14 protein-coding genes and 3 pseudogenes are annotated in these 18,275 nt (G+C 72.3%); 7 read left to right on the forward strand and 10 right to left on the reverse strand.

Annotation, left to right across the window (positions count from 1 at the left end; translation table 11 throughout):
* Positions 1 to 192: 192 nt before the first annotated feature.
* Together ACFVYK_RS20775 and ACFVYK_RS20780 are read left to right on the forward strand one after the other, a co-directional pair.
* Complete coding sequence (locus tag ACFVYK_RS20775; RefSeq protein WP_389775968.1) at positions 193 to 1,467, forward strand: sulfite oxidase; 1,275 nt, start codon at positions 193 to 195, stop codon at positions 1,465 to 1,467.
* A 287-nt stretch (positions 1,468 to 1,754) separates the two neighbouring features.
* Positions 1,755 to 2,246 carry a hemerythrin domain-containing protein gene (locus tag ACFVYK_RS20780; RefSeq protein ID WP_389775971.1) on the forward strand — a complete coding sequence of 164 codons (492 nt, stop codon included), beginning with the start codon at positions 1,755 to 1,757 and terminating at the stop codon, positions 2,244 to 2,246.
* A gap of 213 nt (positions 2,247 to 2,459) precedes the next feature.
* On the opposite strand, the gene ACFVYK_RS20785 is transcribed toward ACFVYK_RS20780, so the two are convergent.
* Entirely contained in the window at positions 2,460 to 4,181 is a 1,722-nt protein-coding gene (locus tag ACFVYK_RS20785; RefSeq protein WP_389775973.1) for a SpoIIE family protein phosphatase, read from the reverse strand.
* Positions 4,182 to 4,666: 485 nt separating this feature from the next.
* Positions 4,667 to 5,047 (reverse strand): annotated as a pseudogene (locus tag ACFVYK_RS20790) (hypothetical protein); the annotation flags it as partial.
* Between the two features lie 156 nt (positions 5,048 to 5,203).
* On the opposite strand from ACFVYK_RS20790, the gene ACFVYK_RS20795 reads away from it, so the two are divergent.
* A complete protein-coding gene (locus ACFVYK_RS20795) occupies positions 5,204 to 6,061 on the forward strand; it encodes a restriction endonuclease (RefSeq protein WP_389775976.1) in 858 nt (285 codons plus the stop codon).
* Between the two features lie 49 nt (positions 6,062 to 6,110).
* Here the strand turns inward: ACFVYK_RS20795 and ACFVYK_RS20800 are convergent, their stop codons facing one another.
* The 3 genes from ACFVYK_RS20800 to ACFVYK_RS20810 are packed head-to-tail and all read right to left on the reverse strand — an operon-like array spanning position 6,111 to position 7,672.
* Positions 6,111 to 6,818 (reverse strand): B3/4 domain-containing protein, encoded by a 708-nt coding sequence (locus ACFVYK_RS20800; RefSeq protein WP_389775979.1) that lies wholly within the window; start codon positions 6,816 to 6,818, stop codon positions 6,111 to 6,113.
* A 47-nt stretch (positions 6,819 to 6,865) separates the two neighbouring features.
* Complete coding sequence (locus ACFVYK_RS20805; protein WP_389775980.1) at positions 6,866 to 7,513, reverse strand: FMN-binding negative transcriptional regulator; 648 nt, start codon at positions 7,511 to 7,513, stop codon at positions 6,866 to 6,868.
* 33 nt (positions 7,514 to 7,546) lie between these two features.
* Positions 7,547 to 7,672: a hypothetical protein gene (locus ACFVYK_RS20810; protein ID WP_389775982.1), complete on the reverse strand. Its 126-nt coding sequence runs from the start codon at positions 7,670 to 7,672 to the stop codon at positions 7,547 to 7,549.
* 97 nt (positions 7,673 to 7,769) lie between these two features.
* Between ACFVYK_RS20810 and ACFVYK_RS20815 the strand changes: the two genes are divergently transcribed.
* Complete coding sequence (locus tag ACFVYK_RS20815; RefSeq protein ID WP_389775985.1) at positions 7,770 to 8,345, forward strand: helix-turn-helix domain-containing protein; 576 nt, start codon at positions 7,770 to 7,772, stop codon at positions 8,343 to 8,345.
* A 266-nt stretch (positions 8,346 to 8,611) separates the two neighbouring features.
* Positions 8,612 to 10,144: an MFS transporter gene (locus ACFVYK_RS20820; protein WP_389775988.1), complete on the forward strand. Its 1,533-nt coding sequence runs from the start codon at positions 8,612 to 8,614 to the stop codon at positions 10,142 to 10,144.
* A gap of 199 nt (positions 10,145 to 10,343) precedes the next feature.
* Here the strand turns inward: ACFVYK_RS20820 and ACFVYK_RS20825 are convergent, their stop codons facing one another.
* From ACFVYK_RS20825 to ACFVYK_RS20835, 3 genes and pseudogenes are all read right to left on the reverse strand, one after another.
* Positions 10,344 to 11,558, reverse strand: coding sequence for a DUF2235 domain-containing protein (locus tag ACFVYK_RS20825; protein ID WP_389775990.1), 1,215 nt, complete (start codon positions 11,556 to 11,558; stop codon positions 10,344 to 10,346).
* Between the two features lie 227 nt (positions 11,559 to 11,785).
* A pseudogene (locus ACFVYK_RS20830) lies at positions 11,786 to 12,874 on the reverse strand (endo-1,4-beta-xylanase); the annotation flags it as partial.
* 70 nt (positions 12,875 to 12,944) lie between these two features.
* A complete protein-coding gene (locus ACFVYK_RS20835; RefSeq protein WP_389776001.1) occupies positions 12,945 to 14,549 on the reverse strand; it encodes a family 43 glycosylhydrolase in 1,605 nt (534 codons plus the stop codon).
* Positions 14,550 to 15,466: 917 nt separating this feature from the next.
* On the opposite strand from ACFVYK_RS20835, the gene msrA reads away from it, so the two are divergent.
* Complete coding sequence (gene msrA / locus ACFVYK_RS20840) at positions 15,467 to 15,979, forward strand: peptide-methionine (S)-S-oxide reductase MsrA (protein WP_389775992.1); 513 nt, start codon at positions 15,467 to 15,469, stop codon at positions 15,977 to 15,979.
* Between the two features lie 355 nt (positions 15,980 to 16,334).
* On the opposite strand, the gene ACFVYK_RS20845 is transcribed toward msrA, so the two are convergent.
* A complete protein-coding gene (locus ACFVYK_RS20845; protein WP_389775994.1) occupies positions 16,335 to 16,985 on the reverse strand; it encodes an RraA family protein in 651 nt (216 codons plus the stop codon).
* 81 nt (positions 16,986 to 17,066) lie between these two features.
* Complete coding sequence (locus ACFVYK_RS20850) at positions 17,067 to 17,495, reverse strand: VOC family protein (protein ID WP_389775996.1); 429 nt, start codon at positions 17,493 to 17,495, stop codon at positions 17,067 to 17,069.
* A gap of 435 nt (positions 17,496 to 17,930) precedes the next feature.
* Between ACFVYK_RS20850 and ACFVYK_RS20855 the strand changes: the two are divergent.
* Positions 17,931 to 18,275: pseudogene (locus ACFVYK_RS20855) on the forward strand (ABC transporter substrate-binding protein); the annotation flags it as partial.

Consider the following 18,275-nt stretch of genomic DNA (forward strand, 5'->3'; position numbering starts at 1 on the left):
CTCGTCCGCGGGGCCGGCCCGCCGTGCCGGACGGCCCCTGACCGCCCGCCTCCGGCGGCCCTTCCGACGCTCCACCGATCCTGTGTTCGCCTCTGCTAGTTGTGTACGTCGCGCCGGAAGCGCCGGAAAGTCGGCGGCCCCGGCGCGCCGACCCGTCTCGCGCTGTCGCCCTCCACCACGACGAGGACCGCCATGACTTCGACCGTCCCCGCCGGCCACCGCCGGGAAACCGACTACGACCGTCACCGGCTGCGTCAGTGGCTCGCCGGTGAGGCCAGGGCCGACGGGGTCTCCCGCCGTCGGCTGCTCACCCTGCTGGCCGCCACCGCCGCCGGAACCGCACTGGGCGCCCCGAGCCCCGCCCACGCCGCGCCCGGGCCGATCGTCAAGCCGGTCCCGCCCGAGTGGTTCATCACGCGCGGCACCAACGCCGAGACGCGCTGGGAGGCGCTGCGCGGAACCGGTCACCACACCCCCAACGAACGCTTCTTCGTGCGCAACCACACCGCCACGCCGGTCCTCGACGCACAGGACTGGCGGCTGCGGCTGTGGGGGAGCGGTCTGCGCGGCGCCCCGGGCGAGGAGCGGCCGGTGGAGTTCGGATACGACGATCTGCGCGCCCTGCCCGCGGTCACCCGCACCGCCTTCGTCGAGTGCGCCGGAAACGGCCGCTCCTTCTACCCGACACAGCAGGGCGAGACCGTCCCCGGCACCGCGTGGACGCTGGGGGCGATCGGCGTCGCACACTGGCGCGGAGTGCGCCTGTCCGACGTGCTGCGCAGGGCCGGGCTGTCCCGGGACGCCGTGGACGTGCAGCCGCGCGGCCTGGACGCCGAGTACCTCAGCGGCGGCGAGAGCCTGGGCCGGGTACGGCGTCCGCTGCCGCTGGCCAAGGCGCTGGACGACGTCCTGCTCGCGTACGAGATGAACGGCGAGCGGCTTCCCCCCGACCACGGTCATCCGGTGCGGGTACTGGTGCCGTCCTGGGTGGGGATCGCCTCGATCAAGTGGGTCGGCGACATCGAGGTGTCCGCACAACCGCTCTACTCGCCCTGGAACACCACGTTCTACCGGCTGTTCGGCGCCGCCTACCCGCCGGGCGGCAGCGCGCCGCTCACCCGTCAGACCACCAAGAGCGCCTTCGAGCTGGCGAGCGGGGCCACGTTCGCCGCGGGGCGCCGGCATGTGCTGCGCGGACGCTCGTGGTCGGGGGCGGGCGGCGTCTGCCGGGTGGACGTCAGCACCGACGGCGGGGCCACCTGGCGGCCCGCGCGCCTGCACGACCGGCCGCGTGCCGGCACCTGGACCCGCTGGTCGGTCGACTGGCGGCCCGACGCCCCCGGCGCGGCTCACCTGCTGGCCCGCGCCACGGACACGGCCGGCCGCACCCAGCCGGACGTCGCCGTGCCCAACGAGCAGGGCTACCTGTTCGACGCGGTGGTACGGCACCCGGTGACCGTCGTGTGAGGTCCGGCCGCCGCCGGGCGACTCGCGCGAAGGCCCCCCGGCCCCGTGCCGGGAGGGCGCCGCGCGGAGCAGCCGAGGGCCCGGAGCCCGGCGAGCCGCCCCCACGTCTCGACGGAAACGTCGGGCGTCCTCGGCGCGGACGAGCCGACCGGCACGGCACAGCTCCGCCGGTAGGTCCGTACGGGTGAAGGCGACGGCCCGGCGGCGAAACCCTGATCACTGAAGGCGGCCGGTCGGGGTAGACGGTTTCGGCAAGGTCCCCTCGTACGGAAGTGAAGCCGGTTCCCATGGCCCAGACACGAGACGTCGTCGAACTCATTCTTCAGGACCACCGGAGAATGGAAGATCTCTTTCGCCTGATGCGCAGCGTGGAAGCCGACCGGGCTGCCGCCCTGAAGGAGTTCTCCGACCTGCTGATCGCGCACGCGCTGGCGGAGGAGGCGAAGGTCTATCCCGCCCTCAAGCGCTACAAGAAGATCGAGGACGAAGAGGTCGAGCACGGCGAGGAGGAGCACGAGGAGGGCAACAAGGCGCTCCTCGCGCTCCTGGAGGTGGACGAGGTCGGCTCCGAGGAGTGGGACGAGAAGCTGGAGGAGCTCGTCGAGGCGGTGACCCACCACGCCGACGAGGAGGAGCGCACCATCCTCAACGGCGCCCGCGAGAACGTCGCCATGGAGCGACGCGAGGAGCTCGGCGGGGAGTTCCTGGCCGAGCGGGAGCGTCAGCTGAAGGCGGCATGCGGCTCGGTGGACAAGGTGCGCCGTATCGTCCACTCGTGACCCGCGCGCGTCGCCGCGCGGCGCGGACGGCCCGCACCGCGGGGGAGAAGCGGTAGGGAACGTTCCGCAGCCGGGAACATCCCGCGGGCCGCGGGGATCCCCCCACGAACGTCCCGCACGATCGAAGCCCGTCCCTCGATGCGAGGGACGGGCTTCCGACGTGTCGGCCGCGTCGGCGGTCGCCGGGCCGATCTCTCCGGCGCAGCGTGCGGGTCAGTCCCGGGTGGGCGCCCGCACGGCGAGAAGGGCGACGTCGTCGTCGTTGGCGGCGGGGCGGACCCGGCGCAGCAGCTGGTCGGTGAAGGAGGCCAGCGGGCGGTGCGCGAGGGCGGCCGCGTGCTGCCGCAGCCGGTGCAGACCCTGGTCGAGGGTGTGGCCGGGTTCTTCGATCAGACCGTCGGTGTACAGCACGAGGGTGGATCCCGGAGGCAGCAGGACCGTGGCGTCGGCGCGGGGCCGGCGTGCTCCGGTGCCCAGCAGGATGCCGTGACCGTCGGTGAGGTATTCGGCCAGACCGTCGTGGCTGATCAGCAGGGGCGGTGGGTGGCCGGCGTTGGTCCAGGTCAGTTTCCAGCGGCCTTCGTCGGCCTCCTCGACCTTGGCGAGGATGAGGGTGGCCATGGCGACGTCGGTGATGTGCATGACCGCCTCGTCCAGGCGGTCGACGATCCGGCTGGGGGGCTCCGGCAGCGCCCAGGCGTAGGCGCGCAGCATGTTGCGGACCTGGGCCATGCCGGCCGCCGCCTCGAGGTCGTGGCCGACGACGTCGCCGACGGCCAGCGCGGTGGACCCGTCGGACAGCGAGAAGGCGTCGTACCAGTCGCCTCCCACCTGCGAGGCGTCGGGCGCGGGCAGGTAACGGACCGTCATCTGCAGTCCGGGCACGCGCGGCATCTGGGGCAGCAGGTGGTTCTGCATGGTCTCGGCGACCTTGCGCTGCCGCTGGTAGAGGCGGGCGTTGTCCAGGGCGAGGCCGGCGCGGCGGGCGATGTCCTCGATCAGGGGGAGGTCGACGGTGTTGAAGTTCCCGTCCTGCTTGGCACGGCCCAGGGTCAGGGCGCCCAGGACCGCGCGGGTGCTGCGGATGGGGGCGATGGCCGCGGAGTGGATGCCGGTGGCGTCGAACAGGCGGCGCTGCTCGACCGCGATGCCGGAGTCCGGCGGCCCCTGGTAGGTCTGCGGCCCGGCCAGCGTCGAGGCGACCCCGCGCAGCGCCCTGGACAGGGGCATCGGGGACTCCTCGGGGACCGGCGGCATCGGCCCCTGCAGCTCGTCGTGGCGCACCAGGGCGGTGCCGTCCGCCTCGACGACGACGGTGCGCCACACCTCGTCGCGCTCGGTGATGAGATCGATGATGACCCAGTCCGCCAACCGGGGCACGACCAGGGTCACCAGCCGCCGCAGCGCCTCGTCGACGTCGAGGGTGGACGTCAGCTGGGTGGTGGTCGCGGCCAGCAGGGCGAGACGTTCGAGTTCTGGCAGCAGCGTGGCGGCGGGCTCCGGCGGCGAGTCGGCCTCCGCGGGGTGCCAGGCGTGGAACAGGACGAGCGTGCTGCGTTCGAGGCCGACGAGGTCGAAGGGGGTTATCAGCCATGAGATGGGCAGCACGGAGCCGTCTCTGCGTGCGAAGTGGTCCTCCTCGGCCTGGGCCGTGCGCCGGGCGTGGAAGGCCTGCCGCATCCGGCACTGGGTCCTCGGCAGGGGGTGACCGTGTGGGTCCCGGTGCAGCAGGTCGTGCGCGTCATGGCCGAGGAGGTCTTCGGGGGCCCAGCCCAGGAGCTCCCGCGTCAGGGAGTTCATCGCGATGACACGGCCCTGCTCGTCCACGACGTAGGCCCCGGTCCTGATGGCTTCGAGCGCGTCGGTGAGCGCGTTGGCAGGCGTCGCCGCCGGACGCCGCGTCCCGCGGGTCCCCGAGTGCTCCAATCCTGCCATGCTCATGATCTCCCTGATCGACTGGTCGCACCCCGGTGGGCGGTGTCCGCTTTCCGACTGCCCAGGAGCCCGCAAACGAAGCCGCCGGGCCCGGCGGCCGTGCCGGCCGGGGCCGGGGCGGGTGTCACGGACCCCGGTCTCGATCATGACGTATTCAGGGGCAGGGACGTATTCAGGGGCAGGAGGGACACGCGCGCCCCCGGGACACGCGCGCCCCCGGGACGGGCGTTGCCCCGGGACGCCGACGTTCCCGCACGCCGGGAATTCACTGAACCGGTCGGGGGCCGGTGCTCTCGCGCACCACCGGTTCCGTCGCCACCTCCACACGCGTCGTCTCGGGCCGCTCCCAGGCCGCCGGTCAGTCCCTGACCGTCGACCTCGGCGAGAGCAAGACCTTCGACCGGCTCTCCCTGGACGCGCCGCGACACCGGCGGCCGGCAGCCGTACGGCTTCACGGTCTCGGTCAGCGGCGACGGCACGCGCCGGGGCAGGCCGCGGTGACTGTCGAAGGTGCCCATCCGCATGTCGCCCCGCGACCACACGTTGTACGGGGACAGACCCTCGACGTTGATGCCGTGCAACTGGGTGTCGGGCCGGCCGGGGACGGTGCGCTCCTCGACGGTGCAGTCCTCGACGAGGTTGTCGTGCGATCCCTCCCGGCAGAAGTAGGGGTGGTGGGAGCCGCGGCCCGCCACCCGGGTCCGGCGCAGGGTGCAGGCTGAGGCGGCCACCAGGCCGAAGCCGTTGTCCACATGACGGGCCGTCACGTCGTCCGCCCAGCAGTCGTAGGCGCACTGCAGGACGACGCCGTTGTCCCCCTTGTCGAGGAGGTGCGGCTGCTGGGGCGTCTCCACCGCCTCCAGGGTCGTGCACGGTCGAAAAGCGGCGGGCCGTGGAGGAGCGCCTCGCCGCACGATCCGGCAGCCGACGGCGGAGATGATCACGCCGGTCCGATAGAACCCGCCGTACCCGGGAAGACGCTTGTCGATCTTCGTTGGCGTCCTAGGGGAGGAAGCAACACCATGGCCGTATCCGTCCGTGCTTCGCGATCCGCGCGCCGCTCCCGTCGGTTCGAACTTCGGGCGACGGCCCTGTACTTCGCCCTTCTCGCCGTCCTCCTGACCTTGGTGGGCACGGTCGCGCGCACCGCGGCGGCGGCCGCCGAACACCGTCCGGCCTGGGCCGTCGCGCTCGTCCTCGTCGGCGTCGGCAGCGTGGCGGCCGGCCGTCGTGGAGGACGCCGCATATCGGCGGCGAGGCTGGCGCGTCGCGCCGCGAAAGCCCTGGACGAGGCCACCAGGACGGCGGTGGACGCCCTCGACGCCTCCGCACCGGCTCCCGCGCCGGCTCCCGCCGCCGTCCCGGCCGCGGCGGGAGCGGGCGCGCGAGCGCGGTCGGGTGGCGACCGCCTCGGCCTCGACCCGGAGCGCACCGTCGCTCTCGTCGAGCCGGAGGAGGAGCCCTGCGCGGCCACGGAGGAGATCGGCTACGAGGCCCTGGACCCTTACGAGTTCGAGCAGGCGATAGCCGACCTGTGCCGACGCGACGGCTGTCTCGACGTGGAGGTCGTGGGCGGGGCCGGCGATCTGGGCGCCGACGTCATGGCGAGGACGCCGGACGGACGTCTGATCGTCGTCCAGTGCAAGCGGTACTGCGACAGCAACCGGGTCGGCTCCCAGGACATGCAGCGGTTCGGCGGCACCTGTTTCACCGTTCACGAGGCCGACGTCGCCGTCGTCGTCACCACCAGCGACTTCACCGCTCCCGCGGTCGAGTACGCCCAGCAGTGCGGCATCGTGTGCGTGGACGGTGAGGAACTCCTGCGCTGGCAGGAGGGCGTCGGACCACGGCCGTGGGAGCCGGAGCCGGTGGTCGGCTGAGGCGGCCCGTCGTCCGCCACGTGCGGGCGGGCGGGTCAGGCGGTGGCGGTCAGGCGGCGGCGCCGGGGCGCGCGGGGCCGAGGTAGTGCACGGTGCACTGCGCGCAGTGCGGCCGCAGCAGACTCCGCAGCTCGTCCGCGGCGGTCGTGAGGAGGTGTCCGTCACGGGAGGCGTGCAGGGTTTCGAGGACGAAGGCCACGTGGGCGGAGTCCTCCGTGACGCGGGTGCGGTGGGCGTCGCGGTGGTTCCAGTGCCGCGTGAGGACGTCGGTGGCGTCCGTGTAGATGATCTCGCCGGGCTGGGGATGCTCGACGGTCCCGGGCTCGCCGAGCGGGGTGAAGGTCTCGGCGCCGTCGGCGCGGCGGATCTCGACGTCGCCCGTGACGTGGTCGAGGTCGAAGGCGCCGGCGGGCAGGCCGTGGCGGACGGAGACGGCGTTGTAGGAGTCGACGGCCGGATTGATCCGGGGCAGCACGCCCTTCTTCGCCAGACGGCGGCCGAGGGCGTCGACGCTGGGCCGCACGCGCCGGGGGTTGGTGCCGAAGGAGCGGTAGGCGGCGTGCCATGCCTCGATGCGCGGGTCGCTCTCGTCGGCGGGCTGCCAGACCCCGTCGGCGAGTTGCCGCTCCAGGTCCTCGACGGCGGTGGTGGTGGCGGGCCAGGGTTCGCGCCCGCGCAGGCCGGTGGCGGTGACGACGGCGATGAGGGCGTCGGGGAAGGCGTCGGCGACGGCGGGGCTGATGCGAAAGGCGGTCACAGGGGGTCCGTTCCAGGTGTGCGTGAGCGTGGGGAGGCGGCGCGCGGTCAGGCCTTCCAGACGCCGACGCGATCCAGGCGGCGGCGCTGCTGGGCCGCGGTGGGCGCGTCCAGGCCGGTTGCGCGCTCGGTGAGCCGTCGGGCGGTGTCGGCGCGCTGCTCCACCGGTTTGTGGTCGTCGTACTTGAACTTCGCGCGGACCTCGGTGACGTCCAGGCGCAGGCCTCGGATGCCGGGCAGCATCCGCCCGTACGGCGGCTGGTCGGGGTCGACGACGGCGTGGTCGCCCTCGGGCTGGAAGTAGGCCACCTGGCGGCGCAGCAGCTCGGCCTTGGCCTCGGGCTCGTCGACGATCGTGGCCCGGCAGGCGAACTGGACGGCCGCGTAGTAGCTGGTCGGGACGCCGTCGGTGGCCGGGGTGCCGGGCTTGGCGCGCCAGGGGCCGGGGACGAAGGCGTAGTCGCCGGTGACGGTGAAGGTGACGTTCGGGTCGGCCTCGAGCGTCTCCCAGACGGGATTGGGGCGGGCGAGGTGGACCAGCAGGGCGCTGCCGTCGACGGTGAAGTGGGTGGGCACGACGACGGGCGCCCGGCCGGGCGGGCCGTTGACGCTGAGGATGCCGAAGTCGTGGCCCTCGGCGATCCAGGCCTGCCATTCGGCGTCGTCCAGGGCGGCGTCCCAGGGCTGGATGAACATCGTGGGGGGTCCCTTCCGGGGGAGGTGCGGGCGTCAGCCGGGGGCGACGAGGCTGACCGCGACGGCAACGGTGACGACGGCGGTGACGACGGCGGTGTCGGCGCCGGTCGCGGACCGATCAGTCGGCAGCCGGTCGCGCTGGACATCCCTTACCATCAACAGAACGACTACACCGTACAGCGGACCGACCGGCATACGTCAACCGAACGACCGCACGGTGCAGTGCAGTGACTCATGCCGCTGGGAGGACGAAGCGATGGCCGAGACCGAGGCGGCGCTGCGCACGCTCGCGCACAACGTCAGGGCGGCCCGTACCCGGGCCGGGCTGTCCCTGGACGAGCTCGGCCGCCGCGCCAAGGTCAGCAAGGGCGCCCTGGTCGGACTGGAGAAGGCCCAGGGCAATCCGAACTTCGCCACCCTGGTCCGCCTCGCCGACACCCTCGGCGTCTCCGTCTCGACCCTGCTGGAAGGCCGCCCCGAGGAACGCGTCCGAGTGGTGAGCGCCGACGCCGTCATGCCGCTGTGGAAAGGGGAGCGCGGCGGTGAGGCCCGGCTCATGCTGACCACCGGGGGCCCGGCGGCCACCGAGGTCTGGCGCTGGACGCTGGAGCCCGGCGAGGAGTACCGCAGCCACCCGCACCAGGCCGGCGTCACGGAAACCGTCAGCGTCACCACCGGGCAGATGGCGCTCGTGGTCGACGGCGTCGAGTACCCGGTCGAGGCCGGGCAGACGGCGACGTTCGACGGTGACGCCGCCCACACCTACCGCGGCGCGGGCGCAGGAACCTGCCACCTGATCATGACGGTCCACCTGCCGCCCGGCCCCGGGTGATCCGAGCTCCGGCCGCTTCATTCCGATTACTTTCCGCAAACTGACGCCCTCGCGTCCTGTGCGGCCGTGCGGGTTTCCTCCCCGAGCTGCGCCCGGATCACCGTGCCGAAGCACTGTTCTCTCCGCCGGACGTGAGAGCGGCGGCGTGTCCACGGTCACTGCGTGCGCCACGAGAAAGCGGGCAACAGACTCTTTACGCACGGAAAGCACCTGGCGCCTCACTGTGCGCACAGGGCGCCTCACGCAAGACGAGTAAGGAACTGCAAGTGGCTGACGTACTCACCGACGGGCAGCCCGAACCACCTCGGTCCGGGCCGATCGAGATCGCCGGGCTGCCCACGCAGGTCCGCCAGGACCTGACGCGCAGGCTGAGGCGGAACAAGCGTCCCTTCCGCGACGAGGACGTGCAGGTCGTCGAGTCGCCGCTGCTGCGGAGGGCGGTCGGCGCCTCGGCGCTCGGCAACTGCATGGAGTGGTTCGACTTCGGCGTCTACAGCTACCTCGCCGCCACCATCGGCAAGGTGTTCTTCCCCGGGGCCTCTCCTGCCGCTCAGGTGCTGTCGTCCTTCGCCACCTTCGCGGCGGCGTTCGTCGTCCGTCCGCTCGGCGGTCTGGTCTTCGGACCCCTCGGAGACCGTCTCGGCCGGCAGAAGGTGCTCGCCACCACCATGATCATGATGGCGGCCGGCACGTTCGCCATCGGCCTCATCCCCAGTTACGCCACCATCGGCATCGCCGCGCCGATCCTGCTGCTGCTCTTCCGCATGCTGCAGGGCTTCTCCACCGGAGGCGAGTACGGGGGCGCCACGACGTTCGTCGCCGAATACTCGCCCGACCGGCGTCGCGGCTTCCTCTCCAGCTGGCTCGACTTCGGCACCTTCGTCGGCTACGCCCTGGGCTCGGCCCTGGTCACCCTGCTCAACCTCGCCCTCAGCGACGCGGAGATGCTGTCGTGGGGCTGGCGGGTCCCGTTCCTGATCGCGGGGCCGCTCGGCGTCATCGGCCTCTACATGCGTCTCAAGCTGGAGGAGTCGCCCGCCTTCCAGCAGCAGCTCGACGAGCACGAGCAGAGCCTCGCCAAGGAATCGGCGGGCACCGAGTTCAGGGCCATCGTCAAGAACCACTGGCGGGCCCTGCTCATCTGCATGGGTCTGGTGCTGCTCTACAACGTCACCAACTACATGGTCACGGGCTTCCTGCCCACGTACCAGACCGAGACCCTCGGCCGCTCCAGCAGCTCCGCGGACGTGCTCGTGCTGATCGGCATGGTGTGGATCGTCCTGCTGATCACCTTCCTGGGCAAGCTCAGCGACCACATCGGCCGGCGCCCCCTGTACGGCTATGCCGCCGCGGCCATGATCGTGCTCGCCGTCCCCTCCTTCCTGCTGATCAAGATGGACGGGACCTGGCCCCCGATCTTCGGCGTGCTCATCCTGTCCACCCTGCTGGCGTGCTTCGCCGCGCCGAGCGCCGCGACCCTGCCCGCGCTGTTCCCCACGGCCGTGCGGTACGCCGCCATGGGCATCGGCTTCAACTTCGCGGTGGCCGCGTTCGGCGGTACCACGCCGCTGGTCACCGAGGCGCTGGTCAGCCTCACCGGAAACGACATGGTGCCCGCGTTCTACCTCATGGCGGCCGGCGTCATCGGGCTGATCACGGTCCGCTTCCTGCCCGAGAGCTCCCAGGTCTCCCTGCACGGCTCCCAGCCGATGGTGGGGTCGAAGAAGGAGCGACGCGAACTGATCGCCACCTCGCAGGAGCTGTACCGCGTCGGCCGGGAGAAGTCCGGCCGCCGGTGACCTTCCGCGCCCGGCCCTGAAGGGGCGGGGGCCGGGCACGCGCTTCTTCCGTCCTGTCCACGGGCCGGCGGTGCGTGGGCCTGCCCCACGTCGTGCAGGTAGCCAACGGTCAGACCGTGAAGATGACGCATCCCCCGAGGACCTGCTCTTCGGGACTCCTGACCCGGACGGGGACCCGAAGGGTGACTCGGACGTGGCGTCACGGGGTCTCGTGGAGACCCTTCGGCGCTTCGGCGTCGATCGGAGCGGGCGGCTCGGGGGCCGCCGACGGCAGGGGCGGCAGGCCGGCAGCGAGGTCCGGGAGCAGCACCGGCTCCAGTCGTACCCGCTCCTGGGCGGCCAGATACCGTTCCAGCCCCGGCGGCCGGTAGCCCGGGTCCCGGTCGTGGCGCTCCTTGGCGGGCACGGCCAGGAACTCGTTGCCGTCGAGCCCGCCCCTGTCGTTCGCCGCCTCGCCGAGCGGCCGGTGCAGCGGCTCGGCCAGCCGGTACCAACCCGTGCGCGAGGAGTGCAGTTCGCCGCAGCTATCCGGCCGTACCCGGAAGTCGGTGCTGTCCTCGGGCCTCATCACCTCGGGCCCGGCCTCGCTGAGCGTGTCCGAGTCGAACTGCAGCCCGTGTCTGCGGGCCTGATCGACCATCCACAGCAGGGCGACGTCCGACAGGCCCGTCTCCTTGTACCCGCCGCCGACATCGCAGTGCACCCCGGCGAACCAGACCTGCTTGAGCTCCTGTCCCTGCTTGTCGGCGCCCGGCTGCTGGTGCCACAGGGCCGGCCGGAATGCGGAGCGCTGCTCGTCGATGGCCAGCGCGTGGAAGGCGGCTCTGACCCGACTGCTCAACTCGGTGTTGTGGAAGGCCCATCGGTGGTTGAACCGGTTCACAGCCGGCTGGAGCCAAGCGGCGTCCGGGACCGGGATGCCGAGCGCGCCGACCGTGTCCCACACTCCGATGAAGCGGATCTCGGTCTCGCGCGCGTAGGAGCGGCGGAACAACGTGGCCGCCGCGCCGTTGGGATGCTCGATACGGTCCCGGTACAGGGACCACGCCTGCGGGATCCGGTCGACGTGGTCCCGGCGCAGGACGCCGCTGTTGCGCAGGAGCCCCGCCAGGCTGCGGGCGGTGAACGCGCCCCGGCTGAAGCCGAAGAGGAACAGCTCGTCGTCGGGCTCGTACGTCTCGACGAGGAACCGGTACGCGTCGAGGACGTTCCGGGACAGGCCCATGCCGAACGCGCCGCCGCGCAGCCTGTCCCGCCGTTGGGTGCCGACGCCGCTGTGGTAGTAGACGCGTTGCTCCTGGCCGGCGGCGTACCCCGGGCGCACGGAGAGCGCGACCTTGGCCACGTTGGTCCTGCTCGGCTGGTCGGCGAAGTTCCAGGTTCCGTCGCAGCACACGACGAGTTGCTTGGCCATGACCACCTCCTGGCGAGAGCGCGCAGTGGTGCCGGCACCACTTCCATGCTCGCACCGCGCGGGGGGCCGCGCCATCCCTCGTCATGCGGCGGGCGTCTGCCGTCGACCAGGCCCGCCGGCCGCCCCTGTCCGTACCCGGCCGCGGTCGGGTGACGACTGCGGGCCCCCGGGCTCCACCTCCCGGAGGCCCGCATCGGTCAGCTGGTGGAGTCGGTCCCGGTGAGGGTTCGGATCCCGGAGGGCGGTGCGGCGGCGGACCGGGGCGCGTCCGCGCCGCGTGCGGCGGGCGTGCCGCCCAGCGCGGTCAGGGCCGACCGGTAGGCGGGCTTCTTGTTGCCGTTGCGGTCGAACAGCAGCGGGTTCTCCCCGGAGCGCCAGGAGTCGCTGTCCCGGATGCCCCAGACCGTGATGCCGGTGCAGCGCCCGACGTTCATGCAGGCTCGCACCGTGTTCGTGTACCCGGCGGTCGGCGCCTGCGCGATGTCCAGCTCGGTGATCTGGACGTCCACGCCGAGGGCGGCGAAGTTCGACAGCGTGGTCTGGAAGGTGGACGGCGGGCCGCCGGCGCCGAAGTGGGACTGGAAGCCGACGCAGTCGATGGGCACGCCGCGCGCCTTGAAGTCGCGGACCATGCGGTAGACGCCCTGGGTCTTCGGCGCGTTCCAGTCCTCGATGCTGTAGTCGTTGTAGCAGAGCTTGGCCGCCGGGTCGGCCGAGCGGGCGGTGCGGAACGCCTCCTCGATGAAGCCGTTGCCGAGCACGTCCTGGAACACCGAGGAGCGGTGCTGGCCGCTGCCGCCGTCGGCGAAGGCCTCGTTGACCACGTCCCAGGCGTAGACGCGGCCCTTGTAGTGGTTGGCCACGGTGGCGATGTGGTTGTTCATCACGCTGCGCAGGGTGTTCGCGTCCCTGATGGAGCTGACCCAGCCGGGCAGTTGGGAGTGCCACACGAGCGTGTGGCCGCGTACGCGCTGGCCGTGGGCGGCGGCGCGGTTGGCGATCTGGTCGCCGGGGCCGAAGTTGAACGAGCCGCGGGAGCGTTCGGTCGTGTCCCACTTCATCTCGTTCTCCGGGGTGACCGCGTTGAACTCGCGGTCCAGGATTCCGGTGTACGTGCCGTCGCCGAGCCTTCCGGCGGCCACCGCGGTCCCGAAGTAGCGTCCGGACTGTGCGGCTTGCGCGCCCAGTGCGGAGGCCCGGACGGCGTCGGGCGCGGCGGTCGCGGCGGTCGTGGCCGCCGGCGTCGCCAGCGCGGCCACGGCCAGCAGGGGTAACACCGAGGCCCGGCGCAGGCCGAGCCGTTTCAGCGGGTTCATGGTTCTCCTCGAATGGTTGGCGGGGTCGGACGGATGGGTTCGGTGGGTGTGGTGACTCCGGCGGACCGGGTCAGGGCGTGGACAGTTCGAACCGCGAGACGCGGACCGTTCCGCCGAGCGCCCGGGTGGCGTGGTTGAAGAGGGCGAAGCGGTAGCCCATGAAGAACCGCCAGTCGTTGCCCAGGGAGAAGGCGGGGCCGAGGCGGACGAAGGCGGCACCGTCGGTGCTGTAGGAGAAGACCGCGGGCCGCGCCGCGCCGGGGCGGATGTCGGCGGCGGCGCGCAGCCGGACGCGGTTGCCCGTCAGGGGCGTGGCGGCGACTTCGACGCCGGTGCCGGTGGTGTTCCAACTGCCGTCCATGGTCAGCCCGTTGACCATGACCAGCCGTGTCACGCCGCCGTCGCGCTTGACGCCGATCCAGGCGGAGGAGTCCCGCAGCAGAGCGAGTCCGCTCCGGTCGCCGTCGCGCATGGCGGAGAGGTCGAAGTCGGCCGTCGCGGTGGAGGTGGGGCCCTGGATGCGGTGGGTGAGCGTGTTGCGGGCCCAGTAGAGGTCGTCGGTGACGGTCGCGGTGCGCAGGGTCAGTCCGTCGCCGACCGACCACTTGGCGCCGTCCGGGTTGTGGTTCCACTCCCACCTCGGCTTGAGGGTCGTCCCGTCGAAGGTGTCGACGCCGGTCATGGGGGTGACCTGGTGGGGTGGGGCGGGCAGTGCGGGCTGGGGATACGAGGCGCCCCAGGCGCCGTTCACCAGTTGGACGACGGGCCAGCCGTCCGAGGTCCAGGCGATCGGCGCCAGGACGGGGACCCGGCCGCCGGGGTAGGCGTCGACGAAGGCCAGGTAGTACCAGGCGCCGTTCTGGGTCTGCACCAGGCCGCCCTGGTGCGGGACGCCGCCGCCCGCGATCGGGCCGCGCAGGTCGAGCAGGACCTGCCGCATCGTGTAGGGGCCGAAGGGTCCGCCCGACGACTTGAGGACGTACTGGCCGTTCGCGGGTCGGGTCAGGAAGATGTAGTACTGGCCGTTGATCTTGTAGAAGCGGGAGCCTTCGAGGGTGCCGACGCTCGACGGCGCGGTGAACACCTGCTGGGTGCGGACCTGGCCGCGTCCGTCGGGCGAGAGCTGGGCCACGCTGATGGTGGTGTTGCCGTACGCCACGTACAGGGTGTCGTCGGTGTCGACGAGCAGTCCGGCGTCGTAGTAGGGCGTGGCGATCGTGGTGAGCCGGGTCCAGGGCCCCTCGGCGGCGGTGGCCGTGTAGACGTAGGTCCTGGCGAAGTCGATCTGGCCGAGCCAGTAGAAGGTCCTGTTGCCCGGCCGGTAGGCCAGTGAGGACGCCCAGACGCCCCGGACGTACCCGCGGGCGCCGTTGAGGTCGTACTTGGCGCCGAAGGCCAGGGTGGGCACCGAGTGCCCGGCGATCTCCCAGCTCACCAGGTCGTACGAGCGCAGAACGGGTGCGCCCGGCGAGTAGTGCATCGTCGACGCGGAGGCGTAGTAGGCGGCGCCGACGCGGATGACGTCGATGTCCGCGAAGTCCTGCCAGATCACCGGGTTGGTGAAGGACGAGGCGGCGGCGCGGGCCGGGTCGAGCGGAAGCAGGGCGCCGGCGGCGAGGCCGGTGGCGGCGGCCAGCACCTGGCGACGACCCGGGGTTTGATCAGAGCATGACATGGCCATGTGTCGATCTCTCTGCGAGCGGTGCCGTGTGGGGAATCGATCCTTCGAGGTTCGATCGCTAACACCCGTCGAATGGCCGAGCAATCAGGATGATAGGAGGTCGACAGCTCCCGTCAATATGTCTCGCATGAGTCGTTGTCGTCATCGAAATATTTCGGCGGTCGAAGGGTTCGGGTCGGCAGGCCGGACGGTCGTGCGGAGCGCCCGGTGGTGGCCGCTCGGCCGTGGAGGGGTCGGCTGACCGGCACCACGGGGTTGACACCTCGGTGAGGGTCTCTATCGTCCTTCAGATCGGCGATCCGAAAGTGAGCCGAAATTTCGCACCGTCTCGTGAGTGTCATATGCATGACATGCCTGGATCAGAGTGCCGGACATCCCCTGTCTGATGCCACCAGAGGAGTCGTATGACGACAGGCCGAGGGTTCGCTCATGGGGCGCCGTGATCGCGGCGCTGCCCGTCCTGACCACCGGAGGAACGGTCCTGGGCGGCGGGCCGGGCGCGGACGCCGTGCTCACGGCCTCCGCCGCGGCCTCCGCGCACGACGACGCCGTCGCGCCGACCGCCGGATGCGCCAGGGCCCCCATCCTCAGGAGTGAGCGAGGGCGCGGGGGCGAGGACGCCGTCGCGCTCGCAATCGACGGTCGGCCCACACCAGGAACCTCGCGGACGCGTCCGGCCGAGGTGCGGCCGTGCCGAGCTCCTGGCAGGACGACATCAGCCCCTACCTGCCGTCCAACGCGGGGCAGGCGATGTTCGTCGGTCGCCGGTTCGCCGACGGCGGCGGGCGGCCCGGCGCGGAATTGTTGAGGGGGCGTGCCGGTTGTACGCGCTGTAGCGACAAAGGCCGAGAGGCCCAGGGTGTGCGCGAGAGCGCAGGGTGGCCGCGGCCACAGACAGGGAGGAAGCCGACATGGCAGCGCAGACGCAGAGGGCCGTGCTCGCGGGGGGATGCTTCTGGGGGATGCAGGACTTGATCCGCCGGCTCCCGGGCGTCACGGCGACCCGGGTCGGATACACCGGGGGCGACGTGCCGAACGCGACGTACCGTAACCACGGCACGCACGCCGAGGCCATCGAGATCCTTTTCGACCCGCGGGAGACCGACTTCCGGGCGATCCTGGAGTTCTTCTTCCAGATCCACGACCCGAGCACCAAGAACCGCCAGGGCAACGACATCGGCCTCAGCTACCGCTCCGCGATCTACTACGCGGACGACGAGCAGAAGCGGATCGCCGAGGACACCATCGCGGACGTGGACGCCTCCGGACTGTGGCCGGGCAAGGTCGTCACCGAGGTCGAGCCGGTCGGCCCCTTCTGGGAGGCCGAGCCCGAGCACCAGGACTACCTGGAGCGCTACCCCGACGGCTACACCTGCCACTTCCCGCGCCCGGGATGGCGGCTGCCCGTCCGCTCGGAGGGCTGACCCGCTCCGCCGGTTCCACCCGAGGGGTACCGCGGATCACCGCGGAATTCCTCGGGACGCCGAACCGGGACGGCGGACCCGGGACGGCGGACCGACGAGCGCGGCCGATCCGCCGCAGGACCGCTGCCGAAGGCCCGCGGACCGCGCCGGTCGACGATCGGCTGGCGGCTGGCGGCTGGCGGCTGGCGGCTGGCGGCTGACCGCTGACGGGCGGCACCGGTGCGCGGCCCGGTCCGCGTCACTCGTCAGGGCGCCCTGATCACGGGCGCGCCTCTCGCGGCGCCGGCATCGCACTGCGCTTCCGGCGCCGTCTCCGGGAGTTGCTCGACAGCCGGCGACCGCACCGGGCGTCTCCTCAGTCGGATGCCCGGTCCGGGTCCGCGTGAGCGCGCAGGATCTCGTCGATGCGGGTCCGGTGGGCCTGCTCCCAGGCCTCGATCGTCTCGTCGGCCTCCTCGGCCAGCTTGGCCCGGGCGGCGGTCAGCGTGTCCTGGACGCGGGCGGCGGGGACGACGACGATGCCCTCCTCGTCGGCGACGACCACGTCACCGGCGTGCACGGTGACTCCCGCGCAGCGCACCGGCCCATTGAGCGGCTCGACCGCCTTCTTGCTCCCCGGAAAGGGGATCACCCCTCGGGCGAACACGGGGAAGCCCAGGCCCCGGACCTCGGCCAGGTCGCGGATGAGCCCGTCGGCGACGAACGCGGCGACGCCCCGGCGCTGGGCGACGGCGCACACGTTGCCGCCGGCCAGGGCGTGGTGCAGATCGCCCGACTCCACGACGATGACGGCGCCGGGAGGCGCGCGGTGGACGGCCGCGTGCAGCATGAGATTGTCGCCGGGCGGGCACCGCACGGTGAAGGCCGGCCCGGCCACCCGCGGCACCGGTGACCACAGCGGTCGGACGGTGATGTCCATGACCTGCGCGCGGCCCAGGACGTCGGCAAGGGTGGTGCCCGGGATCTCCGCGAACGCGGCGGCGGCGGTCTCGGTGGTGTCCGTCATGGCCTGTCTCCTCAGGAGTCGGGGGGAGGGAGCCGCCCGGTCGGGCCGGTGACCGGCGGGCGGCTTGCTACGGGCGGTCCGCTACGGGCGGGCGTAAGGCCGGGTCAGGATCTCCATGTTGTGGCCGGCCGGGTCGGCGAAGTAGGCGCCGCGACCGCCGAACAGACGGTTGACTTGGCCCGGTTCGGTCTGGCCGGGATCCGCGTAGTAGGGGACCCCGACCGCCTCCAGACGAGCGATCACGGCGTCGAACCGCTCGTCGGGCACGAGGAACGCGTAGTGCTGCGACTGGATCGGCTCGTCGCGCTTCTCGTAGTAGTCGAGCGTCACGCCGTTGCCGAGGTCGACGGGCAGGAACGGTCCGAACGGGGCGCCGACCTCCAGGCCCAGGATCGCGGCGATGAACTCGGCGGACAGCAGCCGGTCGTGGGCGTACACAGCGGTGTGGTTCAGCTGGACGGCGTCGGCCGGCCGGTCGGGCTCGTACGGGTGGCTCGGGGCAGTGGGCATCTGTGGTGTGTCTCCGGGTCTCGTGATCCGCTGGGGTGAGGCGCCGCGCACGGGCGCCGGGAGCAAGGACACGGAGAAGGGGCGGGGCTCTTGCCCGCCTCGCGCTCACGCCGAGGCCGGGAACCTCACTCGTGCGTGGCACATGGCCGACCCGGCAGTCACGCGGTCGACCCTAGTGATCGTGACGGGGCGGCGCAACGCCGTTGTCCGCGGTCGTACGCGCCGGTCGGCGACGTGGCCGGGGCGCCGAGGAGCCCCGCCGCCGAGCTCCCGCGCCGGGACGTCGACCGCGGCCTGCGGTTCGCGCCCCGACGTCCGACGCCGCAGGGATGACGACGGCCTCCCCGGCTGTCCGCGCGATGACCGGCTGTCCGTGCGACAACCGGTTGCCCGGCGGTGACGTCGGTGGACGCAATGTCCGGCATGGGCACCCCGATGAACACGCGGTCAGCGTCCGCAGCGGGGCGGGCTGACGGATCGTCCGTCCTGATCGGCGCACTCGTTCCGCTGACCCGGCCGGGCTGGGTCGAGGCGGGTCGACACCTGCTCGCCGGACTCGGGTCGGGCGTCCGTGAAGTCAATGACGCCGGCGGAGTCGGGGGACGGCCGCTGGGATGGTGCGTGACACCGCGGCCGACCCGCGGCGGGCCGAGGCCGCCGCGGACGAACTGGCCCGGCTGGGCGTGGCAGCCCTGGCGGGCGAGTACCACAGCGTCGCCGCCCGCGCCGCGGCCGCCCGGGCCGACGCGCTCGGCCTGCCGTTCCTCTGCTCCTCAGGGG

It is taken from the genome of Streptomyces sp. NPDC058291 (assembly GCF_042880855.1).
GTDB lineage: Bacteria > Actinomycetota > Actinomycetes > Streptomycetales > Streptomycetaceae > Streptomyces.